Origin of the sequence: Achromobacter sp. Root565, from assembly GCF_001427425.1 — a bacterium.
Classification (GTDB): domain Bacteria; phylum Pseudomonadota; class Gammaproteobacteria; order Burkholderiales; family Burkholderiaceae_B; genus Achromobacter; species Achromobacter spanius_D.
Genome location: NZ_LMGO01000011.1, coordinates 1 through 23,308, shown reverse-complemented (window position 1 = coordinate 23,308; position 23,308 = coordinate 1). Strand labels below are relative to the sequence as shown.

The following is a 23,308-nucleotide window of genomic DNA, read 5'->3' as shown; positions in this document are numbered from 1 at the left end:
GTGATCGCCGCCGTCAACGTCGTTTTGCCGTGGTCAACGTGACCAATCGTACCCACGTTCACGTGCGGCTTGGTACGTTCAAACTTGCCTTTTGCCATGATCTCTATCCTTTGACTTTCAAGGAAACTTGATTTCTGCCGGGGCCGTCCGGATGGACGGACCCGGCAAGGGTTATTTACTTGGCCCGAGCGGCGATGACTTCGTCAGCGACGTTCTTGGGAGCCTCGGAGTAATGCTTGAATTCCATCGTGTACGTTGCACGGCCTTGCGTCAGCGAACGCAGGTTCGTGGCGTAACCGAACATCTCGGCCAGGGGCACTTCAGCCTTGATGGTCTTGCCACCGCCAACCATGTCGTCCATGCCTTGGACCATGCCGCGACGCGAGGACAGATCGCCCATCACGGTGCCAGCGTAGTCTTCCGGCGTTTCGACTTCGACGGCCATCATCGGTTCCAGCAGCACGGGGCTAGCCTTGCGCATGCCTTCCTTGAATGCCATCGAACCGGCCATCTTGAACGCGTTTTCGTTCGAGTCCACATCGTGGTACGAACCGAAGAACAGCGTGACCTTGACGTCCACGACCGGGTAGCCAGCCAGGATGCCCGAAGGCAGCGTTTCCTGCACGCCCTTGTCCACCGCGGGGATGTATTCGCGAGGAACCACACCGCCCTTGATGGCGTCCACGAATTCGTAGCCACCGCCAGGAGCCAGGGGCTCGACCTTCAGCACCACGTGACCGTACTGACCACGACCGCCCGACTGCTTGACGAACTTGCCTTCGACTTCTTCGCAGACCTTGCGGATGGTTTCGCGGTAGGCCACTTGCGGCTTGCCGACGTTGGCTTCCACGCCGAATTCGCGCTTCATGCGGTCGACCAGAATTTCCAGGTGGAGCTCGCCCATGCCGGAAATGATGGTTTGGCCGGATTCTTCGTCGCTGCGCACGCGGAACGACGGATCTTCCTGAGCCAGACGCGACAGCGCCAGACCCATCTTTTCCTGGTCAGCCTTCGACTTGGGTTCGACGGCCTGCGAAATCACGGGCTCCGGGAAAATCATGCGTTCGAGCAAGATGTGGGAGTCGATGTCGCACAGCGTTTCGCCGGTGGTCACGTCCTTCAGGCCGACCACGGCGGCGATGTCGCCTGCCAACACTTCCTTGATTTCTTCGCGGTTGTTCGCGTGCATCTGCAGAATGCGGCCGATACGTTCCTTCTTGCCCTTGATGGGGTTGTAGACCGTATCGCCCGACTTCAGGACGCCCGAGTACACACGCACGAAGGTCAATTGACCCACGAACGGATCGCTCATCAGCTTGAATGCCAGGGCCGAGAACTTCTCGGAGTCGTCAGCATTACGCTTGATCGCGTTGCCATCGTCGTCCTGGCCGTCGACCGGGGGAATGTCCACGGGCGAAGGCAGGTAGTCGATGACCGCGTCCAGCATGCGCTGCACGCCCTTGTTCTTGAAGGCGGTGCCGCACAGCATCGGCTGGATTTCGCCAGCGATGGTGCGTTGACGGATGGCCAGGTTGATTTCGGCTTCGTCCAAGGAACCCGTTTCCAGGTACTTGTTCATCAGCTCTTCCGACGACTCAGCGGCGGCTTCAACCAGCTTTTCACGCCATTCGTTCGCCAGACCTTCCAGCTCGGCCGGAACGTCCTTGTAGTCGAACTTGGTGCCTTGGCTGGCTTCGTCCCAAATGATCGCCTTCATCTTGACCAGGTCGACCACGCCTTGGAACGTGTCTTCGGCGCCGATGGGAATGACGATCGGCACGGGATTGGCGCGCAGGCGGTTCTTCAGCTGGTCATAGACCTTGAAGAAGTTGGCGCCGGTGCGGTCCATCTTGTTGACGAAGGCCAGACGCGGCACGCCGTACTTGTTGGCTTGGCGCCACACGGTTTCGGACTGGGGCTGAACACCGCCCACCGCGCAGTAGACCATGCAGGCACCGTCCAGGACGCGCATGGAACGTTCCACCTCGATGGTGAAGTCCACGTGTCCCGGGGTGTCGATGATGTTGATGCGGTGCTCGGGGTAATTGCCGGCCATGCCACGCCAAAACGCCGTCGTAGCAGCCGACGTAATGGTGATGCCACGCTCTTGCTCTTGCTCCATCCAGTCCATGGTGGCTGCGCCATCATGCACTTCGCCAATCTTGTGATTGACGCCGGTATAGAACAGGATACGTTCGGTCGTGGTGGTCTTCCCTGCATCGATGTGCGCAGAGATACCAATGTTGCGATAGCGCTCGATCGGGGTTTTGCGGGCCATGGTGGATTAGTCCTTAAATTACCAGCGGAAATGGCTGAAGGCCTTGTTGGCCTCTGCCATCTTGTGCGTGTCTTCGCGCTTCTTCATCGCGGCGCCACGACCTTCGGAGGCGTCGATCAGTTCGCCAGCAAGACGCAGATCCATCGACTTCTCGCCACGCTTCTTGGCGGCTTCACGGAGCCAACGCATAGCCAGGGCCAGGCGGCGCACGGGGCGCACTTCAACCGGCACTTGGTAGTTGGCACCGCCAACGCGGCGGCTCTTCACTTCGACGATCGGCTTGATGTTGTTGATCGCCAGGCTGAAAACCTCGATCGGCTCTTTGCCGGTCTTGGTGGCGACTTGCTCGAGGGCGCCGTAAACGATGCGCTCGGCGACGGCCTTCTTGCCGTCCAGCATGACGACGTTCATGAACTTGGCGAGCTCGACGCTGCCGAACTTGGGATCGGGCAGAATCTCGCGCTTGGGTACTTCGCGACGACGGGGCATTGTTGCTTCCTTGTGTCTGTTCAGTTGAACCGTGTTTCATTACACGGCCATGGCCGTCCATTGGGACGACCCCTTACGTGCCGCGCACCTTCCCATCATCTGGACGGCGCGGTCGCACTTCCCTCGTGACGGACTTCCGTCACATGGGGGTACTGCCGACTTGCTATTAAGCCTTCTTCGGGCGCTTGGCGCCGTACTTCGAGCGGGCTTGCTTACGGTCCTTGACGCCTTGCAGGTCAAGGGAACCGCGCACGATGTGATAACGCACACCGGGCAAGTCCTTCACACGGCCGCCACGCACCAGAACCACCGAGTGCTCTTGCAGGTTGTGGCCTTCACCGCCGATGTACGAAATGACTTCGTAACCGTTGGTCAGACGCACTTTGGCAACCTTACGCAGAGCGGAGTTCGGCTTCTTGGGGGTGGTGGTGTACACGCGAGTGCACACGCCGCGGCGTTGCGGGCAGTTTTCGAGCGCGGGGCTCTTGCTTTTGATGATGCTGACTTCGCGCGGCTTGCGCACGAGTTGGCTAATGGTAGGCATGACCTTTGAAATCCCTTTTACGTACCACTGGTAAGTACTTACGTACTCGTCTCCTGGAGCGGGTGAGCTTTCGGAGAAGGCAGTTCGCGCAAAACCGCCTCAAACGTTCAAATACGTAAAAGAGCGGGCTTGCCAACAAACCATGACAAACGCACAAAACCAAGTGCAGCCAGAAAAACAGTTGCGACTAACTGGGCCAAGGACAAAGGTTCGTGACGCGCCTTTGGGCCTTGTTCCTGAACTGTCTGCCTGAGCGTGCAGATTTTGCGCGCGAAATAAAGCAGTAAGCCCTTTAGCATAACTGAGATCAAGGGCTGCTGTCAAAGTTTTTTGTAAGTGTCGCGCAGGGGCAAGTTGGCGCGAAAAGCGGGGCATTTAGCAGCCGCTGGCGAAAATTGGGGCCACGTAGCGGGCAGATCCGGGACCGGGATGTGTTGTCGGCCGCGACGCCTTACCCGGGCAATCCCTGCCCTCTGGCGTTGATCGCGAAGTGTACAGCGTGCGCGGTTAGCGGTCTGTAAAAAGATAGCCGCTGCCGTAGACCGTGCGGATCGGCAACACCACGCCGGCCTGTTCGGCCTTGCGCCGTAGCCGGCTGACAATCACATCGATGCTGCGCGCGCTGCTGGCGCGTGCGGCGCCCCCTTCCACCTGCAATTCATTTCCAAGGGCCTCGCGGTCAACGGCCTTGCCCGCCACGTTCAGCAAGGCGCGAATAATGAGGCGCTCGTTGGCGGACAGCGACAGCGTTACGCCAGTCGGGGCGGTCAGCGTCCACCCTTGGTCACGCAGCTCCCAGCGGCCGCTGCCGGAATCGTGCTGCTCGGCGGGATCGGCAGCCGTTGGCAGGCGACGCGCGAGCGCCAGCAGGATGCACACCAATTCGCGGGGATCCTGAGGGTCGGGCAGACAGGCATCCGCGCCGCTCTGAAGGCAGCGCAGGCGGCTGTCCACGGACATGCCCTTTCCCACCACCACAATGCCCAGCGGCGCGGAGCCATGCAGGCGCGCGATCAGGGCGTAACCGATTTCGCCCGACGCGCCAATGTCCAGAACCACGGCGTCGTAGTGGGCGCCGCTGAGAAGGCCGAACAGTTCCAGCGAAGTCGAGCAGCCGCGGGCCGAGATGCCGGCCTGCAACAAGGTGGACACGGACGAACCGCGCACGGTTTCGTCCGGTGACATCACAAGTATGCGCAATTGATTCATATCTCTTCCGGTCTGCATTCCCTCCCCTTGCACCGCCAGCTGTCTCGCGGCTGGTGACATCGTTGGAACAGTGTGGCGCTCGGTAACGCAACAACTCCAGTCAAGATTCGTCAACTTTGCAATGTTTGACAGTTCTTGCCATAACGTAGCCGCCGAAGGGTTTTCCCGAGTTATCATTCGTTTACATAAATCCCCCCTTTCGTTTTGCTAGGTCGCGAGTTGCGCGCCTGCGCAGCCAACTTTCGCGAGAACTCGTCTAATGAAAATCGCGTCGCTGGAAGACGACCTGGACCAGGCTCGGCGCATCCACCAAGTTCTGACCGCCGCCGGCTATGCTTGCACCAGCTATCACCAGAGCCGGGATCTGCTCGCCGCCCTTCGCACTGAAACGTATGACCTGGTGCTGCTGGACTGGCACCTGCCCGACATCGACGGTGACGACGTGGTCCGCTGGTTGCGTGCACACATCGGTGCGCGCATTCCCGTGATATTCCTGACCAACCGGTCCGCCGAGGATGACCTGGTCGAGGGCCTGCGCGCGGGCGCGGACGACTACATCGTGAAGCCGATGCGTCCCCTGGAGCTGCTGGCGCGAGTCGCGGCGCTGCTGCGCCGCAGCCAGATCGCCGAGTCCGTTGACCAAACCATCGACGTCGCGCGATACCGCGTCGACCCCACGGCGCGCACCGTTTCGCTGGATGACGTTGCCATTTCGCTGGCCCCAAAGGAGTTCGAGCTGGCGTTGCTGTTCTTTCGCAATGTCGGCAGGCTCATGTCGCGCGACGTGCTCGCCGAGTGCGTCTGGAACCGGGAAATCCCCGCCACCTCGCGCACGCTGGACACGCACCTGTCGAACATCCGGCAGAAGCTTCAGCTCCGCCCCCAGCACGGTGTGCGCCTGACCTCCTCTTATGCGCTTGGCTACCGGCTCGAACTGGTCAGCCCTTCCGACGACGGCCAGAACCTCGCGCCGTAGCGGCGCCGCCCGACTCCCTGGAGAATCGTTTGCCATGAGCCGCTTCCGCGCGCTTTCTTTGCTTGTCCTGGTTTCCTGCATGACGCTGGCCGCCCCGGTGCGCAGCCAGCCAGCCGGCGCATTGGGCGACGACTTCATTCATCGCGTGCGGCAGGGGGAGACGCTGATCGAACTGGCCACGCAGTACACGCGCAACCAAGCCAACTGGAACCGGCTGCAGACGCTCAACAAGGTCGTCACCCCGGAACTGCTGCCCATCGGATTGGAATTGCACATTCCCCTGGCGATGATTCCGGTGCGCGATGCGCAGGCGCAGGTAGTGCATGTCAGCGGCCAGGCCAGCCTGAATGGCAAGTCCGTGCAGCCGGGAACGCCGGTGGCGGAAGGCAGCACGCTGGAAACCGCCCCCAACGGCTTCGTCACGCTGCAGCTTGCCGATGGGTCGCGGCTCACGCTGCCGTCCAACGGCGCGGTGGACCTCACGCGCCTGCGCCAGTTCGAAGGCACCGCGCTGACGGATTCGGTGATCAATGTGCGGCGCGGCAGCCTGGAATCGAGCGTCGCGCCGGCAGGTCAAGGCGTCGGCCGTTTCGAGATCCGCACGCCGGTCGCCGTGACGGGCGTGCGAGGAACGCGCTTCCGTGTTCAAAGCACCGCGCAAGGCGTCCATAGCGAAGTGCTGGAGGGCAGCGTGCGCCTGCAGGCACATGCGCCCGGCGATCCACCCGCCAAGCCGGTCGCGGTGGCACAAGGCTATGGGGCCGCGGTGGGCGCCGACGGCGCCGTGTCGGACGTGCGCCCGCTGTTGGCGGCGCCCCAATTGGGCGAACCCGTGCGCGCGGGCGGCACGTGGTCGGTGCCTATTGCGCCGGTCGAAGGCGCGCGAAGCTATCTGGTGCGCGTCTCGCGCGATGCCGACGGCGCGCTGCCCGTTTCGTCCGCCAGCTTTCCGGCCAATGACATCCGCTTTTCCGCGCCGGGGCCGGGCACGTTCTACGTGTCGGTGCGCGCCGTCGATGCCCTGGGCCTGCACGGGGCGGATTCGGTCCGCCCCTTTGAGGGCGCGAACATGTTGATGACGTCTTACGGCCTGGGCGTTGGCAGCGGCTCGGGCGGGCTTGTGACGCTGACGGCGTACTAGGACAAGCGCCATGGCCGACCCCGCCGACGCGCTCGACCGGTCCTGGCGGTCCGGGCTGTGGCTGACGTTGGCGCTGGCGGCGCTGGCCGCTTTCCTCGGCACCTTCAACGGCCTCGGCCGTCTAGACCTGGTCTTCTACGACCGCGCGGTGATGATGACGGGCCGGCCGGCCGATCCCGACATCCTTGTCGTGGCGATCGACGACGCGAGCATCGACGCGCTAGGACGCTGGCCGTGGCGGCGTGCCATCCACGCTGCCTTGCTCGACCGGCTGGCGGGCGCGCGGGCCGTGGGCGTGGATCTCATCTTTGCCGAACCCGACAAGGTCAATGCCGCCGATGACGCCATCCTGGCGGACAGCATTCGGCGCAACGCGCACACCGTGCTGCCGGTGGTCCTGGACCGTCTGAAAAACCCGACGGCCATCGGCCTGCCGATCCCCGAACTGGCGCAAGCATCGGCCTCCACCGGCTTCATCAATGCGGTTATCGACCCGGACGGCGTGGTGCGCGAAGCCGCCCTCACTGCGCAGTTTGCGGGCGACCGCAGGAATCACCTGGCCATCTCTATGCTCGAGGTCGGCGGCGAATCGGATCGCGCCCAACGGTTGCTCAAGCGCGCCAACGCTGAAGGCCGCATCCTGATTCCCTATGCTGGCCCGCCCGGCCACGTGCGGACAGTCTCCTACCTTTCGGTGCTGCGGGGCGACCTGCCGCCGGAGGAGCTGCGCGGCAAGTATGTGCTGGTGGGCGCCTGGGCGACCGGCCTGGGCGACGAGTATCCGACGCCGGTGTCGCACGACGTCAGCGGCATATCGGGCGTGGAGATCATCGCCAACGTCCTGCAGGCAGCACGCGAGGACATCGCGTTCCAGCGGCCGCCGGCCTGGTGGAGCGCGCTGTTCGCGCTGTTGCCGGTGTTGCTCGCCTGCCTGGCCTTGTGGCGCCTCGCCCCCAAGAAGGCGCTGGTCGTCAGCCTTGCGCTGCTTGCAGCCATCCCGCTGGCATCGTGGCTGCTGCTTGCCCAGTTCTATCTGTGGTTCGCACCGACCGCCGCATTGGCGGGCGTGGCGCTGTGCTATCCGCTCTGGAGCTGGCGTAACCAGGAAGCGGCGCTGCGCTACATGGACACGGAGCTGCGGCGCCTGCAGCGCGAGTACCCGCCGATTCTGAACGAAGCGCGCGTGCAGCTCGCCGATCCGAATGCATCGCTGGAGAGCCGGGTCGGTGAACTTCGGCGCGCGCTGGCGCGCGTGCGCAACCTGCGGCGGTTCCTGGCTGACGGACTCGACGGCATGCCGGATGCGACGCTGGTGTTCGACCAGGAAGGCCGCATGCGATTCCGCAACCAGGCCGCCATCATGTTCTTCCAGCGGCTTGGCATCCGTGCGCCCCGCATCGGGCGGCCGGCGGCGCATCTGCTTGAACACACCCTCGCCGACGAGACCGCGCGCGCGCGCGTGGCCGAGGCGCTGAGCGGCCGCCCGCCGGCCGACGCCGCCTCCCCCTGGAGCGCGGACCTTGAAGTGCGCGACCGAGCCGGCCGCGACCTGATCCTGAAGTGCGCCCCCATCCACACGGCCGAGGGCCAATTCGCGGGCACGGTCGCCACGCTGACCGACATCTCAAGCATTCGCCAGGCCGAGCGGCAACGCGAAGAGACGCTGCGCTTCATCTCGCACGACATGCGCGCGCCGCAAAGCTCGATTCTTGCGCTGGTGGAGTTGTCGCGGGAAGGCGGGCAACAGGAAGTGCGGCACGACACACTCGAACGCATTGCGATGCTGGCCAACCGCACGCTCACGCTGGTCGATGACTTCGTGCATCTGACGCGTGCCGAATCGATGCCGATCAGCACCATCGAACTGGATCTGGGCGGCCTGCTGCAGGACGCCGTCGACGATCTCTGGCCGTCCGCCAACAAGCGCGGCATCGCATTGGAGACCCGTGCGCCGCTGCCGGTTGCCTACACGCGCGGCGAACAGACGCTACTGATGCGCGCGCTCTGCAACCTGGTCGACAACGCCATCAAGTACAGCGCAAACGGCACGCGTGTCGAGTGCGGCATCGATGAACAGCCCGGCTTCTGGCGCGTGCGGGTCCACGATCAGGGCCAGGGCATCGCCCCGCAGGACGTTGCCCGGCTCTTCGAGCCCTTTGCGCGCGTGGGTGTTGAAACGCGGGGGGATGTCGGCGGCGCGGGGTTGGGACTGGCCTTTGTGCACACCGTGGCAAAACGCCACGGCGGACGTATCGAAGTGCAGAGCGAACTCGGCGTAGGCTCCGAGTTCATCCTGCACCTACCGAAGGTGTAATCCGCTTTCCCTACTGGAAGGTGTGCGAGATGACTGCGGGCCTGCCCGGCTTGACCTCGAGCGTCATGCGCATGGGTGGCAGGTCGGCGTTGCGCACGACCACCTGATACTTGCCTGGAATCAGCTTGAGGTCCTTGACCGGCGGACTGATGCCGCGCGCCACGCCGTTGATCCAGACTTCACCCCAGGGGTGGATGTCCAGCCGAACGCTAACGGGTACCGGCTTGGGCTTTGGCGCTTCCTCGGCGGTCGCCGGCGCCGGTTCCTGCGCTACGGGCGCTGGCGGTGCATCGGCCGTACTGGCGGAATTGGCCTGCGCCCCCGAGGTGGGCGGGACGGACGTGGCGGCAGACCCGGCTGCGCCTGACTGCCCCGTTGCAGCGCCATTGGACGTCAAGGATGGCAGGTCCGCGGGCGCCGCCGTTGCCGCCGGGGCCCGCTGCGGCGCGGGTGCGGGGGTCTGCGGCAAAGGATGCACGACGGGCGGGTTCGGTTGCACGACTTCCGATCGGGTGATGAGGGCATTGGGCATACCCTTGCCCCAGTGGAACCAGGCGTAGATGCCTGCGCCGATGAGCGCCAGAATGAGCAGCCAAAACAGCAACGGTCCGCGCCGGCGGGCGGGCTCGCGCCGTTCCGGGAAACCCGCCACGGGCGCAACCTTGGCCGCTTCATCCAATTCGTCTTCGGGCTCTTCCGGTTCGTCGTAGGCCGCCACGCCCAGCAGGCTGGCCAGCTCGGCCAGCGACTGCGGCCGCTCCTTCGTATCCATCGACAAACCGGCATCGATGACGCGCAGGAATTCCTGGCTGTACTTGGGCAGCCCCATCTCCGCCAGCGCGTCGTAGTCGTCGTGGGCGCGGCGCTCCGGCGCCGGCGGCGGCCGGCTGCCAATAACCAGCGCGTACGCCACGGCGCACAGGGAATAGATGTCCGACCAGGGGCCGCGCGGCCATTCCATGGAATCGGTGTACAGCTCGAACGGCGCGAAGCCGGCGGCTGGCGTGCGGCTGGAACGGCGCGAACGCGCCACCGCCAGTTCGGGCAGCAGATGCGCACGCGCGCCCTCGTCCATGCCGACCGTCTCAAGCGAAATGTCGCCGCAGATTTCGCCCTGCGCGTGCAGCGCGATAAGGGAAGGAAGGAGATCGGAGAGGAGCCGCTTGATGCGCGACTCCGGCACCCCACCTGCCGCGCTGGCCGCGATGGCGCTCAACGGGCGCAAGGCCAGCGGCGCGGCGCCGGAAAACGGGCCACGCGGCGTCAACAAGCCGGCGGGAGTAGACATCATCGAAGCTGCGCGTGCGCGCTAAAACGGGTTCAGGGGCTATTTAGGCGGAATATTATCCAATCCGCACGGTAAGGACATTGCCGAAAATGTCCGAGCGCATCAGGCTGTGGCACGATAGCGTACTGCGTCACCACCCTACATCTTTGGAAGCCATGAAAATTCGCATCCTGAGCAGTCTGCTTGGCGTATCGGCCCTCCTGGCCGGTTGCACGGGCATCTCCAAACCGCAACCCGAGAGCCCTCCGACGGCCGAAGCGCTGGCCGAACTGCAGCAGGTGCGCGACCAATATAGCGCCGGCCGTTACGGCGAAGTCATCCGTGGCGTCGCCAAATCCGATGCGCTGGCCACCTCGTCCAAAGCGGTGCGCATAGAAGCCTACAAGCTTCAGGCTTTCAGCTACTGCGTGACGCGTTATGCCCAGCTTTGTGAGGACAGCTTCGCGCGCATTCTGGTGCTGGATCCGGCGTTCGAGCTGGCGCCTAACGAGGCTGGCCATCCGGTCTGGGGACCGGTCTTTCAGCGCGCCCGAGCCCAGGCTGCCAAGTAGTCCTGCCGCACCCTTTCTTTCGCAAGTAAAAAGGCCTCTGATTCGCATCAGCGGCCTTTTGATTTTCAGGCTTCCACCGCAGCCTCGCGGCGGAAACCTGTCCGGGCGTTCCGCTTATTCGGCGGAGTCGTCGGTTCCCACATCGGTTGCAGGCGTCTCGGCGTCCGAACCCACCGTGACCGGTGCGTCTTCGAACGGGTTGGCCTGCTGGCGAGCGGCTTCGCGTTCCGCGGCCTCCAGCAGTTCCTTGTCGCGGCGTGCATGGTGGTAAGCCAGGCCGGTACCCGCCGGGATGAGGCGGCCGACGATGACGTTTTCCTTCAAGCCGCGCAGGTCGTCGCGCTTGCCCATGATGGCGGCTTCGGTCAGGACACGGGTGGTTTCCTGGAACGAAGCGGCCGAGATGAACGAGTCGGTCGACAGCGAGGCCTTCGTGATGCCGAGCAGCACGTTGTCGTACGAGGCCGGACGCAGATCGGCAGCGGTGACGCGGTCGTTCTCGTTGAGCAGCTCGGAGCGCTCGACTTGCTCGCCCGGGATGAACTCGGTGTCGCCCGCGTCAACGATGTTCACACGGCGCAGCATCTGACGAACAATCACTTCAATGTGCTTGTCGTTGATCTTCACGCCCTGCAGACGGTAAACGTCCTGCACTTCGTCGACGATGTACGTCGCCAGCTTTTCGATGCCTTGCAGGCGCAGGATGTCGTGGGGATCGGCCGGGCCGTCCACGATCATTTCGCCCTTGTTCACCACCTGGCCGTCGTGCACCAGAACCTGCTTTTCCTTCGGAATCAGGAACTCGTGGCTCACGCCTTCCAGGTCGGTGATGACCAGACGCTGCTTGCCCTTGGTGTCCTTGCCGAACGAGACCGTACCGGTGACGTCGGCGAGCATGCCGGCGTCCTTCGGCGAACGGGCTTCGAACAGTTCGGCCACACGCGGCAGACCGCCGGTAATGTCGCGGGTCTTTTGCGATTCTTGCGGAATACGCGCCAGAACTTCACCCACGGCAACCTGCTGGCCGTCACGCACCGTGATCAGCGCCCCCACCGGGAACGAGATGTTCACCGAGTGATCGGTGCCGGCGATCTTGACGTCTTCGCCGTTCTCGTTGACCAGCTTGATCTGCGGACGCATGACGATCTTGCCGCCACGGGTCTTCGGCGTGATGACGACGAGCGTCGACAGGCCGGTGACTTCGTCCACCTGCTTGGCAACGGTCACGCCTTCTTCGATGTTCTCGAAGCGGACGGCGCCGCCGTATTCCGACACGATCGGACGGGTCAGCGGATCCCACGTTGCCAGGCGCGCGCCGGCCTTCACAGCCTCGCCATCGCCCACCAGCACGGTCGCGCCGTACGGGATCTTGTGACGTTCGCGTTCGCGGCCGTTGTCATCGAAGATCGCCAGTTCGCCCGAGCGCGAGATCGCGACACGTTCGCCCTTGGCGTTCGTGACATAGCGCATCGTGCTGGCAAAACCGACGGTACCCGTCGACTTGGTTTCCACCGCGCTGGCCAGGGCCGAACGCGATGCCGCGCCACCGATGTGGAACGTACGCATCGTGAGCTGCGTGCCCGGTTCACCGATGGACTGAGCAGCGATAACGCCAACTGCCTCGCCCTGGTTGACCGGCGAACCACGACCCAGGTCGCGGCCGTAGCAGTGCGCGCACAGACCATGACGCGTTTCGCAGGTCAGCGGCGTGCGGACCTTGACTTCGTCCACGCCGATGCGGTCGATGGTGTCGACCAGATCTTCGTCCAGCAGCGTGCCGGCGACGATGGCCGTTTCCTGCGTGTCCGGGTTGACGATGTCCACGGCAGCGACGCGGCCGAGGATACGGTCGCGCAGCGGTTCGATGACTTCACCGCCTTCGACCAGGGCCTTCATGTTGTAGCCCTGCGAAGTGCCGCAGTCGTCTTCCGTGATGACCAGATCCTGCGTCACGTCGACCAGACGGCGAGTCAGGTAACCCGAGTTCGCGGTCTTCAGTGCCGTATCGGCCAGACCCTTACGCGCACCGTGAGTGGAGATGAAGTACTGGAGTACGTTCAGGCCTTCACGGAAGTTCGCGGTAATGGGCGTTTCGATAATCGAGCCGTCCGGCTTGGCCATCAGGCCGCGCATGCCGGCCAGCTGGCGGATCTGGGCGGCCGAACCGCGGGCGCCCGAGTCAGCCATCATGTAGATGGAGTTGAAGGACTCCTGGCGCACTTCCTCGCCGTGACGGTTGGTCACGGGCTCGGTGGCCAGTTGTTCCATCATCGCCTTGCCGACCTTGTCGCCAGCCTTGCCCCAGATGTCCACAACGTTGTTGTAGCGCTCTTGGGACGTGACCAGACCCGACGAGTACTGCTTGTCGATTTCCTTCACTTCGCGGCTGGCTTCGGCCAGGATGCCTTCCTTGGCGGTCGGGATCAGCATGTCGCCCATGGCGATCGAGATACCGCCGCGCGTGGCCAGGCGGAAGCCCGACTGCATCAGCTTGTCGGCGAAGATCACCGTGTCGCGCAGGCCGCAGCGGCGGAACGACTGGTTGATCAGGCGCGAGATTTCCTTCTTCTTCAGCGCCTTGTTCAGGACGGTGAAGGGCAGGCCCTTGGGCAGGATCTCGGACAGCAGCGCACGGCCGACCGTCGTCTCGTGACGGCGGATCACCGGCTGCCATTCGCCGTTCTCGTCGCGCTCGTGTTCCTTCAGGCGCACGGTGACGCGGCTTTGCAGCTCGACTTCGTTGTTGTCGTAGGCGCGCTGAACTTCAGCGACGTCCGTGAAGAAGATGCCTTCGCCACGGCCGTTGATGCGCTCGCGGGTCGTGTAGTACAGACCCAGCACGATATCCTGCGACGGCACGATCGACGGTTCGCCGTTGGCCGGGAACAGCACGTTGTTGGACGCGAGCATCAGCGTGCGCGCTTCCAGCTGGGCTTCCAGCGACAGCGGCACGTGGACGGCCATCTGGTCACCGTCGAAGTCGGCGTTGAACGCCGCGCAAACCAGCGGGTGCAGCTGGATGGCCTTGCCTTCGATCAGCACCGGCTCGAACGCCTGGATGCCCAGACGGTGAAGCGTCGGCGCACGGTTCAGCATGACCGGGTGTTCGCGGATGACTTCTTCCAGGATGTCCCAGACCACCGGTTCCTGGCTTTCGACCAGCTTCTTGGCAGCCTTGATGGTCGTGGCCAGGCCCATCATCTCCAGACGATTGAAGATGAACGGCTTGAACAGTTCCAGGGCCATCAGCTTGGGCAGGCCGCACTGGTGCAGCTTGAGCTGCGGACCCACCACGATGACCGAACGGCCCGAGTAGTCGACGCGCTTGCCCAGCAGGTTCTGACGGAAACGACCGCTCTTGCCCTTGATCATGTCGGCCAGGGACTTGAGCTGGCGCTTGTTGGCGCCCGTCATGGCCTTGCCACGGCGGCCGTTGTCCAGCAGCGAGTCAACCGCTTCCTGCAGCATGCGCTTTTCGTTGCGCAGGATGATTTCAGGCGCCTTGAGCTCGAGCAGACGCTTCAGGCGGTTGTTGCGGTTGATGACGCGGCGGTACAGGTCGTTCAGGTCGGAGGTCGCGAAGCGGCCGCCGTCCAGCGGCACCAGCGGACGCAGGTCCGGCGGCAGCACGGGCAGCACTTCCATGACCATCCACTCGGCCTTGATGCCGGACTTCTGGAAGCCTTCCAGCACCTTCAGGCGCTTGGAGATCTTCTTGATCTTGGCTTCCGAGCTGGTGGCCTTCAGTTCGCCGCGCAGCGTTTCCACTTCGCGGTCGATGTCGATGGTGCGCAGCAGTTCACGCACGGCTTCCGCGCCCATCAGGGCACGGAAGTCGTCGCCGTATTCCTCGGTCTTGGCCAGGAAATCGTCGTCCGACATGATCTGGCCGCGCTTGAGCGGCGTCATGCCAGGTTCGATCACGCACCAGGCTTCGAAGTACAGCACGCGTTCGATGTCGCGCAGGGTCATGTCGAGCACCATGCCCAGACGCGACGGCAGGCTCTTCAGGAACCAGATGTGCGCGACGGGGCTGGCCAGCTCGATGTGGCCCATGCGTTCACGGCGAACCTTGGCGACGGTGACTTCCACGCCGCACTTCTCGCAGATCACGCCACGGTGCTTGAGGCGCTTGTACTTGCCGCACAGGCACTCGTAGTCTTTGATCGGGCCAAAGATCTTGGAGCAGAACAGGCCGTCACGCTCGGGCTTGAACGTGCGGTAGTTGATCGTCTCGGGCTTGCGGACTTCGCCGTAGGACCACGAACGGATCTTCTCGGGCGAGGCGATGCCGATCTTGATGGCATCGAACTGCTCGTCTTGAGAGACTTGCTTAAAGAGGTCGAGTAGCGCTTTCATTAGTTACGCTCCAAATCCATGTCCAGGGCCAACGAGCGGATTTCCTTGACCAGAACGTTGAACGATTCCGGCATGCCGGCATCGATCACGTGGTCGCCCTTGACGATGTTTTCGTAAACCTTGGTACGACCGTTGATGTCGTCCGACTTCACCGTCAGCATTTCCTGCAGGGTGTAGGCGGCGCCGTATGCTTCCAGCGCCCACACTTCCATTTCCCCGAAACGCTGGCCACCGAACTGCGCCTTGCCGCCCAGCGGCTGCTGAGTCACCAGCGAGTACGGGCCGGTGGAACGCGCGTGCATCTTGTCGTCGACCAAGTGGTGCAGCTTCAGGTAGTGCATGTAGCCGACCGTCACGGGGCGCTCGAATTGCTCGCCCGTGCGGCCGTCGAACAGCCATGCCTGCGTACGCGAAGGCGTCAGCGCCATGCGCTCGGCGACGTCGTCCGGATAGGCCAGCTCCAGCATCTTGGTGATTTCCTCTTCGGTCGCGCCGTCGAAGACGGGCGTCGCGAACGGCACGCCGTTCTTGAGGTTCTGGGCCATTTCCATGACTTCGTCATCGGTCAGTTCGTCGATGCGCGCGCCGGAGCCGGTCGTGTTGTAGACCTTGTCCAGATATGCGCGGACGTTCTTGACCTGCGCCGAACGCTCATCGCGCAGCATGTCTGCGATGCGATGGCCAACGCCCTTGGCGGCCCAGCCCAAGTGGACTTCCAGCACCTGGCCGACGTTCATCCGCGAGGGCACGCCCAGCGGGTTCAGAACGATGTCGGCCGGCGTGCCGTCAGCCATGTGGGGCATGTCTTCCACCGGCGTGATGCGCGACACGACACCCTTGTTGCCGTGACGGCCTGCCATCTTGTCGCCAGGCTGCAGACGACGCTTCACGGCCAGGTAGACCTTGATCATCTTCAGCACGCCCGGAGGCAGCTCGTCGCCTTGCGTCAGCTTCTTGCGCTTCTCCTCGAAGGCCAGATCGAACTGGTGACGCTTCTGCTCGAGCGATTCCTTGGCCTGCTCCAGCACGACAGCGTGCGGCTCATCGGCCAGACGGATGTCGAACCACTGCCAGCGATCCAGGTCAGCCAGGTAGGCCTTGGTGATCGTCGCGCCCTTGGCCAGCTTGCGCGGGCCGCCGTTGACGGTCTTGTTGATCAGCATCTTCTCGATACGATCGAACTGGTCGTTTTCAACGATGCGCAGCTGGTCGTTCAGGTCCTGGCGATAGCGGCGCAGTTCATCGTCGATGATGGACTGGGCGCGCTTGTCGCGCACGATGCCTTCACGCGTGAACACCTGCACGTCGATCACGGTGCCGGTCATGCCCGAGGGCACGCGCAGCGAGGTGTCCTTAACGTCGGACGCCTTTTCACCGAAGATGGCGCGCAGCAGCTTTTCTTCCGGCGTCAGCTGGGTTTCGCCCTTGGGCGTGACCTTGCCGACCAGCACGTCGTCAGCGCTGACTTCGGCGCCGATGTAGGTGATGCCGGAATCGTCCAGACGGTTCAACTGCGTTTCAGCCAGGTTGCTGATGTCGCGGGTGATTTCTTCCGGTCCGAGCTTCGTGTCGCGGGCGACAACCGTCAGTTCCTCGATGTGCACCGAGGTGTAGCGGTCATCCGCCACAACCTTTTCGGAGATCAGGATCGAGTCTTCGAAGTTGTAGCCGTTCCAGGGCATGAACGCGATCAGCATGTTCTGACCCAGGGCGAGTTCGCCCAGGTCGGTCGATGCGCCGTCAGCCAGCACGTCGCCCTTGGCAACGCGGTCGCCACGCTTGACGATCGGACGCTGGTTGATGTTCGTGTTCTGGTTGGAACGCGTGTACTTGATCAGGTTGTAGATGTCGACGCCAACTTCGCCGGCGACGTTTTCTTCGTCGTTCACGCGAATCACGACGCGCTCGGCATCGACGTGGTCGACCAGGCCGCCACGCAGTGCCTGCACGGTGGTGCCCGAGTCAACGGCCACGGTGCGCTCGATACCCGTACCCACGACCGGCTTTTCCGGACGCAAGCAAGGCACGGCCTGACGTTGCATGTTGGCGCCCATCAGTGCGCGGTTCGCGTCGTCGTGCTCCAGGAACGGAATCAGCGAGGCAGCAACCGACACGATCTGCGACGGGGCAACGTCCATGTAGTGCACGTTGGCCGGGGCGGTCAGCATCGTTTCGCCAGCTTCACGGCAGGCGACCAGGTCGTCCACGAAACGGCCTTCTTCGTCGAGCGCGGCGTTGGCCTGCGCGATGACGTAGTGGCTTTCTTCGATGGCCGACAGGTAATCGATCTGCTCGCTGACGCGGCCGTCGATGATCTTGCGGTAAGGCGTTTCCAGGAAGCCGTACTCGTTCAAGCGAGCGTACAGCGCCATGGAGTTGATCAGACCGATGTTCGGGCCTTCCGGCGTTTCGATCGGGCAGACGCGGCCGTAGTGGGTCGGGTGCACGTCGCGGACTTCAAAGCCGGCGCGCTCGCGGGTCAGACCGCCCGGGCCCAGTGCGGAAACACGACGCTTGTGCGTGATTTCCGACAGCGGGTTGGTCTGGTCCATGAACTGCGACAGCTGGCTCGAACCGAAGAACTCCTTGATGGCTGCCGAGATCGGCTTGGAGTTGATCAGGTCGTGCGGCATCAGGTTTTCCGTCTCGGCCTGGCCCAGACGTTCCTTGACGGCGCGCTCGACGCGCACGAGACCGGCGCGGAACTGGTTTTCGGCCAGTTCGCCGACGCAACGCACGCGGCGGTTGCCCAAGTGATCGATGTCATCGATCTGACCACGGCCGTTACGCAGCTCAACCAGCACCTTGATGGTTTCAAGGATGTCTTCGTTGGTCAGCGTCATCGGGCCGGTGATGTCCTCACCACGGCCCAGACGGCTGTTGACCTTCATGCGGCCGACGCGCGACAGATCGTACGTCTCTTCGCTGTAGAACAGACGCTGGAACAGCGCTTCCACCGCTTCTTCGGTGGGCGGCTCGCCAGGACGCATCATGCGGTAGATGGCAACGCGCGCGGCCATCTGGTCGGCGGTTTCATCGGTGCGCAGCGTTTGCGAGATGTAGGGACCACGATCCAGGTCGTTGGTGTACAGCGCCTGGAAGTCGTGCACGTTGGCGGCGCGCAGGGCGCCCAGCACGCTTTCCGTGATCTCGTCGTTGGCGTTGGCGATGACTTCGCCGGTTTCTTCGTCAACGATGTTCTTGGCCAGCACGCGGCCGTACAGGAAATCTTCCGGCACGGAGATGCGCTGGATGCCGCCGGCAGCCAGGTCGCGCAAGTGCTTGGCGTTGATGCGCTTGTCCTTTTCGACGATCACCTTACCCGAACGGTCGGCGATATCGAAACGGGCCATTTCGCCCTTCCAACGCTCAGGCACGAATTCCATCATCGCGCCTTCGCTCTTCAATTCGAAGTTGTCGAAGTCGAAGAAGTTGGCCAGGATGGATTCCGGCGTCATGCCGATGGCCTTGCACAGGATCGTGACAGGCATCTTGCGGCGGCGGTCGACGCGGAAGAACAGGACGTCCTTCGGGTCGAATTCGAAGTCCAGCCACGAACCGCGGTAAGGAATCACGCGGGCCGAGAACAGGAGCTTGCCCGAGCTGTGCGTTTTGCCGCGGTCGTGTTCGAAGAACACGCCAGGCGAACGGTGCAGCTGCGAAACGATGACACGCTCCGTGCCGTTGATGACGAAGGAACCCGTGCCCGTCATGAGCGGAATTTCGCCCATGTAGACTTCTTGTTCCTTCACTTCCTTCACGGTGGGCTTGCTGACTTCGCGGTCAAGCAGCACCAGGCGGACCTTGGCTCGCAGGGGCGAGGCATAGGTCAGGCCACGTTGCTGACATTCCTTGACATCGAACACCGGTTCGCCGAGCACGTAGCTCACGAACTCCAAGCGCGCCATACCGTTGTGACTAACGATCGGGAAAATCGACGAGAACGCCGCCTGCAAACCGTCGGCTACGCGTTCGGACGGGGCGGTATCCGCCTGCAGGAAAGTTAGGTAGGATTGAAGCTGAGTCGCCAAAAGGAAGGGAACGTTTTGAACGTCTTCACGCTTGGCGAAGCTTTTGCGGATGCGCTTTTTTTCGGTGTACGAGTAAGGCATGAGCACTCCGACTCGAGGTTGCATGGGCCGTCAACCACGGCCCCAGGTGATACGACTCCAGGAAACCCCACTGAATGGGCATACCCCCAGTAGGGGTTTCCTGGAAACGCAAAAGCCCGGGGACTGCAAACTGTGCTGTCCCCGGGCAGTTGACGCAGGTCTTACTTGACTTCGACCTTGGCGCCAGCTTCTTCCAGCTTCTTCTTGGCGGCTTCGGCATCAGCCTTGGCCACAGCTTCCTTGACGGGCTTCGGAGCGCCGTCGACCAGGTCCTTGGCTTCCTTCAGACCCAGACCGGTCAGCTCGCGCACGGCCTTGATGACGCTGACCTTGTTCGCGCCGGCTTCTTGCAGGACGACGGTGAACTCGGTTTGCTCTTCAGCAGCGGCGGCAGCGCCACCAGCGGCGGGAGCAGCAACAGCGACGGCAGCGGCAGCAGCCGACACGCCGAACTTCTCTTCCATTTCCTTGATCAGCTCGGACAGCTCGAGCACGGTCATGCCAGCGATGGCGTCAAGGATTTCAGCTTTGTTAAGTGCCATTTTTCAGAACTCCAAATATTTTGGTAATGCCAGGGTTTGGGTGTCGCTTCGTCGTTCAGCGAATTCCGGACAGCAGGGCGATTAGGCCGCTGCCTTCTGGTCGCGCACGGCGGCGAGGCCACGGGCGAACTTGGTCGGAACTTCGTTGAGCGTACGCACGAATTGCGCGATGGGGGCTTGCATGGTGCCAAGCAGCTTCGACAGCAACTCTTCGCGCGAGGGCATGGTGGCCAGAGCCTTCACACCTTCTTGGTTCAGCAAGTTGTTGGGCAGAGCGCCCGCCTTGATGACCAGCTTATCGTTGCTTTTTGCGAAACCAGCAATGACCTTGGCCGCCGAAACCGGATCAGCGCTGATGCCATAGATCAGCGGACCGGTCAGTTGCTCAGCCAACGGCTCGAAAGCCGTGCCGGCAACAGCACGACGGGCCAGCGAGTTCTTCAGAACACGCAGATACACGCCCGATTCACGCGCAGTTTTGCGCAGTACGGTGACAGAGGCGACGTCCAGACCACGGTACTCAGCGATAACAATCGATTGGGCCTTGGCGACAACCGCCGAGACTTCCTCGATTACCACCGCTTTCTCTTGACGATTGAGACTCACGGTTTGAACACTCCATCAAAAGACGCTTGGGGCCGGAGCCTTGCGCGTCAACCGAATGCGGCGCCTGGACGAGTTCTTCGGGTAAAGAAATCTTCCTGGGGACGCCGTCTACGCTGGATCCGGACTGTGTGAGCTCCGGTATTAAGCGGGGCAGCGGCGATACTGCTTTCCTTGCGGAAGGTAGCTCCCCTCCACTGCCCTGCTCCAGCGGTCTTTGACAGCAACATCCGGAAGGTTCCGGATGCAGCCCAAAGTACGTTTACTGCTGTTGGCTTAGTTGGAAGCCGACAGCGAGGCAATTTCCACACGCGCACCGCCGCCCATCGTGGACGAAACGGCGAGCTTGCGCAGGTAAATGCCCTTGGCAGCCGCGGGACGAGCCTTTTGCAGGGCGTCGACCAGGGCGGCCAGGTTGGTTTGCAGCTGTTCCACGCCGAACGACGCGCGGCCGATCGTTGCGTGGATGATGCCAGCCTTGTCGGTACGGTACTGAACCTGACCGGCCTTGGCGTTCTTCACAGCGGTCGCGACGTCGGGGGTCACGGTGCCGACCTTCGGGTTCGGCATCAGGCCGCGCGGGCCCAGGATCTGACCCAGGGCGCCGACGACACGCATCGTGTCGGGCGAGGCGATGACGACGTCAAAGTCCATTTGACCGGCCTTGATGCTGTCGGCCAGGTCGTCCAGACCAACGATGTCAGCGCCAGCAGCCTTGGCGGCCTCAGCCTTGTCGCCTTGGGCGAACACGGCGACGCGAACCGACTTGCCGGTGCCGGCGGGCAGCACGACCGAACCGCGGACCAGTTGGTCCGACTTCTTCGGGTCGATGCCGAGTTGCACGGCCACGTCAATGGATTCATTGAACTTGGCGACGGCGGTGTCCTTGACCAGGGTCAGGGCTTCAGCGACCGGGTACAGCTTGGTGCGGTCGATCTTTTGTGCAATAGCGGCGGCGCGCTTGGACAACTTAGCCATGATTAGATCCCCTCAACCGTGATGCCCATGCTGCGGGCGCTGCCAGCGATCGTGCGCACTGCGGCTTCCAGATCGGAGGCGGTCAGGTCGGGACCCTTGGCCTTGGCGATTTCTTCAGCTTGCGCGCGCGTCAGCGTGCCGACCTTGTCGGTATGCGGCTTGGGCGAACCCTTTTGCACGCCAGCGGCCTTCTTGATGAGGACCGTCGCGGGCGGGGTCTTCATGATGAAGGTGAAGCTCTTGTCAGCGAAGGCGGTGATCACCACCGGAATCGGCAGACCAGGCTCCATGCCTTGGGTCTTGGCGTTGAACGCCTTGCAGAATTCCATGATGTTCAGGCCGCGCTGACCCAGAGCCGGGCCAATCGGGGGGGAGGGGTTAGCCTTACCAGCCGGTACTTGCAGCTTGATAAAGCCGACGATCTTTTTCGCCATGCTTTGCTCCTTGCGGGTGATATCGCCCTGGCCTACACGGACAGGGCTCCCCGGGGGTTAAATTCAGGTCTTCTCGACCTGGCTGAAATCGAGCTCGACGGGCGTGGCGCGACCAAAAATGGTGACGGACACACGAACCTTGCTCTTTTCGTAGTTGACTTCTTCGACGTTGCCGTTGAAGTCCGCAAACGGACCTTCCTTGACCCGAACCATCTCGCCCACTTCGAACAGGATCTTGGGGCGGGGTTTCTCGACGCCCTCTTCCATCTGGGAGAGGATCTTTTCGACTTCCTTTTCGGAAATCGGGGTCGGACGATTGCCCGAGCCGCCCAAAAAGCCGGTGACTCGGTTGGTGTTCTTGACCAGGTGCCACGTTTCGTCGGTCAGGTCCATTTCAACCAGGACGTAACCGGGGAAAATGCGGCGCTCGGTGATCGACTTCTGACCACCCTTGACCTCGACGACTTCTTCGGAGGGCACAAGGATGCGGCCGAAAGACGTTTGCAGGGCCGCGCGCTCGATGCGCTCGTTCAGGGCCTTGTGGACGCTTTTTTCCATGCCGGAATACACATGGACGACATACCAACGCTTACTCATTTGCCGTCCTTATTTCCAGCCCAACAGCAGGCCGTAGAGAATCCATTCGATGCCCTTGTCGAGCACCCACATGAAAATGCCCATGACCGCCACAAACGCAAAAACGATACCCGTCATCTGGGTCGTTTCCTTGCGAGTGGGCCACGCGACACGCTTGACTTCGTTGTAGGACTCGCTGGCAAAGCTCAGAGTGCGGCGACCGGGTTCGCTGAACCAGGCAATCGCGGCTGCGATCACGAGGCCACCCACGAACACACCGATACGGGCAGCCATCGGCTGTGCGCTGAGCACGGAAAACCCGACGATGCCAGCAATAACGACGAGAACCGCCAGTCCGAGCTTGACCCGGTCGGCGGTACTGGTTACGGTTTCAACGCTGGTATTAGACATATTGCGACGCGAGCCGCCGTGAATGCGTAACTCGCGATGATCTCCCGCGGGTTTATCCTGGCGGTGGCAGGGGCAGTAGGAATCGAACCTACAACCTTCGGTTTTGGAGACCGACGCTCTGCCAATTGAGCTATGCCCCTAAACACATCAAACTACTCACATCAAACTACTGTTCCGCCGTGCATTGGCTTGCGGAACCATACATAGTACTACTTTTACAGCAAAGATGGATAGAGGGGCATGAATGCCCACCCTACCCATCTGGGTATTGCTTACTTCAGGATCTTGGCGACGACGCCGGCGCCGACGGTACGACCGCCTTCACGGATGGCGAAACGCAGACCTTCTTCCATGGCGATCGGGGCCAACAGCTTGACCGTCATGGCCACGTTGTCGCCCGGCAGGACCATTTCCTTGTCGGCCGGCAGTTCGATCGTGCCCGTCACGTCCGTCGTGCGGAAGTAGAACTGGGGACGATAGCCTTGGAAGAACGGGGTGTGACG

General features: G+C 62.7%; 18 protein-coding genes, 1 tRNA gene and 1 pseudogene. 4 read left to right on the top strand and 16 right to left on the bottom strand.

Annotation, left to right across the window (positions count from 1 at the left end):
• The 5 genes from ASD71_RS27860 to ASD71_RS27355 form a co-directional block, all read right to left on the bottom strand.
• Positions 1 to 98, bottom strand: a 98-nt coding sequence (locus ASD71_RS27860) for a GTP-binding protein (RefSeq protein WP_033453371.1), incomplete at its 3' end; no start/stop codon positions are given.
• Positions 99 to 175: 77 nt separating this feature from the next.
• Positions 176 to 2,278: an elongation factor G gene (fusA, locus tag ASD71_RS27370; RefSeq protein WP_056571973.1), complete on the bottom strand. Its 2,103-nt coding sequence runs from the start codon at positions 2,276 to 2,278 to the stop codon at positions 176 to 178.
• An 18-nt stretch (positions 2,279 to 2,296) separates the two neighbouring features.
• Complete coding sequence (rpsG, locus tag ASD71_RS27365; protein WP_006389600.1) at positions 2,297 to 2,767, bottom strand: 30S ribosomal protein S7; 471 nt, start codon at positions 2,765 to 2,767, stop codon at positions 2,297 to 2,299.
• Between the two features lie 166 nt (positions 2,768 to 2,933).
• Positions 2,934 to 3,311 (bottom strand): 30S ribosomal protein S12, encoded by a 378-nt coding sequence (rpsL, locus tag ASD71_RS27360; RefSeq protein WP_005017264.1) that lies wholly within the window; start codon positions 3,309 to 3,311, stop codon positions 2,934 to 2,936.
• Between the two features lie 507 nt (positions 3,312 to 3,818).
• A complete protein-coding gene (locus ASD71_RS27355) occupies positions 3,819 to 4,520 on the bottom strand; it encodes a response regulator transcription factor (RefSeq protein WP_056571970.1) in 702 nt (233 codons plus the stop codon).
• A gap of 259 nt (positions 4,521 to 4,779) precedes the next feature.
• Between ASD71_RS27355 and ASD71_RS27350 the strand changes: the two genes are divergently transcribed.
• From ASD71_RS27350 to ASD71_RS27340, 3 genes are read left to right on the top strand one after another with little or no spacing between them, the layout of a single operon-like run.
• Positions 4,780 to 5,496 carry a response regulator transcription factor gene (locus ASD71_RS27350; RefSeq protein ID WP_056571968.1) on the top strand — a complete coding sequence of 239 codons (717 nt, stop codon included), beginning with the start codon at positions 4,780 to 4,782 and terminating at the stop codon, positions 5,494 to 5,496.
• Positions 5,497 to 5,530: 34 nt separating this feature from the next.
• Complete coding sequence (locus ASD71_RS27345) at positions 5,531 to 6,637, top strand: FecR domain-containing protein (RefSeq protein ID WP_056571966.1); 1,107 nt, start codon at positions 5,531 to 5,533, stop codon at positions 6,635 to 6,637.
• A 10-nt stretch (positions 6,638 to 6,647) separates the two neighbouring features.
• Positions 6,648 to 8,951, top strand: coding sequence for a CHASE2 domain-containing protein (locus tag ASD71_RS27340; protein ID WP_056571963.1), 2,304 nt, complete (start codon positions 6,648 to 6,650; stop codon positions 8,949 to 8,951).
• A 10-nt stretch (positions 8,952 to 8,961) separates the two neighbouring features.
• On the opposite strand, the gene ASD71_RS27335 is transcribed toward ASD71_RS27340, so the two are convergent.
• Positions 8,962 to 10,239, bottom strand: a complete 1,278-nt coding sequence (locus ASD71_RS27335) for a hypothetical protein (RefSeq protein WP_056571976.1) — start codon at positions 10,237 to 10,239, stop codon at positions 8,962 to 8,964.
• Positions 10,240 to 10,394: 155 nt separating this feature from the next.
• Here ASD71_RS27335 and ASD71_RS27330 point away from each other — a divergent pair, with 155 nt between their 5' ends.
• Positions 10,395 to 10,790 (top strand): TssQ family T6SS-associated lipoprotein, encoded by a 396-nt coding sequence (locus ASD71_RS27330; protein ID WP_056571960.1) that lies wholly within the window; start codon positions 10,395 to 10,397, stop codon positions 10,788 to 10,790.
• A gap of 114 nt (positions 10,791 to 10,904) precedes the next feature.
• Here the strand turns inward: ASD71_RS27330 and rpoC are convergent, their stop codons facing one another.
• The 10 genes and pseudogenes from rpoC to ASD71_RS27280 form a co-directional block, all read right to left on the bottom strand.
• Complete coding sequence (gene rpoC / locus ASD71_RS27325; RefSeq protein ID WP_056571958.1) at positions 10,905 to 15,149, bottom strand: DNA-directed RNA polymerase subunit beta'; 4,245 nt, start codon at positions 15,147 to 15,149, stop codon at positions 10,905 to 10,907.
• Positions 15,149 to 19,261 carry a DNA-directed RNA polymerase subunit beta gene (gene rpoB / locus ASD71_RS27320; RefSeq protein ID WP_056571955.1) on the bottom strand — a complete coding sequence of 1,371 codons (4,113 nt, stop codon included), beginning with the start codon at positions 19,259 to 19,261 and terminating at the stop codon, positions 15,149 to 15,151. Before rpoB ends, rpoC begins: the two co-directional genes overlap by 1 nt.
• A gap of 161 nt (positions 19,262 to 19,422) precedes the next feature.
• Complete coding sequence (gene rplL / locus ASD71_RS27315) at positions 19,423 to 19,803, bottom strand: 50S ribosomal protein L7/L12 (RefSeq protein WP_008157777.1); 381 nt, start codon at positions 19,801 to 19,803, stop codon at positions 19,423 to 19,425.
• 81 nt (positions 19,804 to 19,884) lie between these two features.
• Entirely contained in the window at positions 19,885 to 20,409 is a 525-nt protein-coding gene (gene rplJ, locus ASD71_RS27310) for a 50S ribosomal protein L10 (RefSeq protein ID WP_056571952.1), read from the bottom strand.
• Positions 20,410 to 20,682: 273 nt separating this feature from the next.
• Positions 20,683 to 21,384 (bottom strand): 50S ribosomal protein L1, encoded by a 702-nt coding sequence (gene rplA / locus ASD71_RS27305; RefSeq protein ID WP_056571949.1) that lies wholly within the window; start codon positions 21,382 to 21,384, stop codon positions 20,683 to 20,685.
• A gap of 2 nt (positions 21,385 to 21,386) precedes the next feature.
• Positions 21,387 to 21,818 carry a 50S ribosomal protein L11 gene (gene rplK / locus ASD71_RS27300; RefSeq protein WP_056571946.1) on the bottom strand — a complete coding sequence of 144 codons (432 nt, stop codon included), beginning with the start codon at positions 21,816 to 21,818 and terminating at the stop codon, positions 21,387 to 21,389.
• Positions 21,819 to 21,881: 63 nt separating this feature from the next.
• Entirely contained in the window at positions 21,882 to 22,415 is a 534-nt protein-coding gene (nusG, locus tag ASD71_RS27295; RefSeq protein WP_056571943.1) for a transcription termination/antitermination protein NusG, read from the bottom strand.
• A 9-nt stretch (positions 22,416 to 22,424) separates the two neighbouring features.
• Entirely contained in the window at positions 22,425 to 22,805 is a 381-nt protein-coding gene (secE, locus tag ASD71_RS27290) for a preprotein translocase subunit SecE (RefSeq protein WP_056571941.1), read from the bottom strand.
• Positions 22,806 to 22,869: 64 nt separating this feature from the next.
• Positions 22,870 to 22,945, bottom strand: a tRNA-Trp gene (locus ASD71_RS27285).
• Positions 22,946 to 23,077: 132 nt separating this feature from the next.
• Positions 23,078 to 23,308 (bottom strand): annotated as a pseudogene (locus ASD71_RS27280) (elongation factor Tu); the annotation flags it as partial.